Source organism: Litorimonas sp. (genome assembly GCA_029936425.1).
Lineage (GTDB): Bacteria > Pseudomonadota > Alphaproteobacteria > Caulobacterales > Maricaulaceae > Litorimonas.
Genome location: JAPYSU010000155.1, coordinates 1 through 1,152 on the forward strand (window position 1 = coordinate 1; position 1,152 = coordinate 1,152).

Annotated in this window: 1 protein-coding gene; it reads right to left on the reverse strand. The window is 57.6% G+C overall.

What is annotated here, in order from left to right; translation table 11 throughout:
- Window positions 1-687 (reverse strand): reverse transcriptase domain-containing protein (locus tag ACN0IC_RS15670; protein WP_416879678.1); only part of this gene is annotated, 687 nt, incomplete at its 3' end.
- Window positions 688-1,152 lie beyond the last annotated feature (465 nt).

Consider the following 1,152-nt stretch of genomic DNA (forward strand, 5'->3'; position numbering starts at 1 on the left):
ACCTGCACATTGGAACACGTCCAGAACCTTCTGGTGGTCTGCCTCCGCTCTGGACTTGGAGTTGGCCATCGTCAAACCATCGTCGCACATCAGGGAGAAGCGGATGCCCAGAGTGTGCAGGTGTCTCACAATGGGCCTGGTCAGCTGGTCGATGACGGACGGGGCCACCTTGAGGCCGTAGATCATCCTTTTGAACACGTAGAAAGTAGACTCGCCGGTCGTGGGGTTCTGGACCTGGAAGCCCAGATACTTCCAGAAGTCGGGGCGGATCCGTACATGGAAGAAGCAGTTTTCTAGGTCCACGCCCATCAGCCAGTCACCTTCTTCAATCATCTGCTTGCTGATTTCCAGTGTGGTAAGCTTGATCTTCCTGTCGGGCAAGAACTTGTTTAAGTGTCTGCTGCCGTCCAAGCATGGGCGTAGCTTGGTTTCTCCAGTGACGTGGTCTCGCTGCGAGGCGACAGTCATCGGGCTGACCACCAGGGGCTGGGTCGGAGCCACGGCCACAAAACCTAGTCCGTGCCACTTCTGGACCGTGTCGAAGAGCTTCTGAGAGTGCAGTCTGGCTGATCTGTTGTTTCTTCTGAAGTAGGGTCCCGGTTCCGACGTGAACTGGAGGGCCAGGCCGTCTCTGAGGATGGTCTCGTCAAACATGGTGCAGCCAAGGGTCGTCTTGTAGAAGGCCATGCTCTGTGCGGAGTGAATGGACAAGGTGGGGGCCCGAACGACTCGGCTGGAATCGTCGCGAGTGTGACCGTGCCCGGAGCCCGGGCTCGCCATCATCTGAAAGCAAAGAAAACTTTGCGTGTGGGTAAAAGCGGCTCTTTTGCGATTGCGGTAAGGCCTGGCGGACAAAGCAAGAACAGAGCAAACGAAAAGTTGCTGCATGCGTCTCCGATGACGGCCAGGCTTTTCTACGTGAAGACTACTCTGCTTCTGGTGGTTCACTCGTCCCTTGGTGGAGACTGCCCGAGGAACGGGCAGATGTCGTCCCCTGCCCAGTGTCCCTTCCTGCAGGGAAGAATGACAAATGCGGCGAGCGGAGTTAGTACTCACCCTTGGCAGGCGTGGCAGAAGCTGTTCGACTTGTCGGGGGCCTTGCCCCGGGGTGTCCTAGGGTAGAACTGGCCGGTGCCTGCTGGAGCTGGTTGC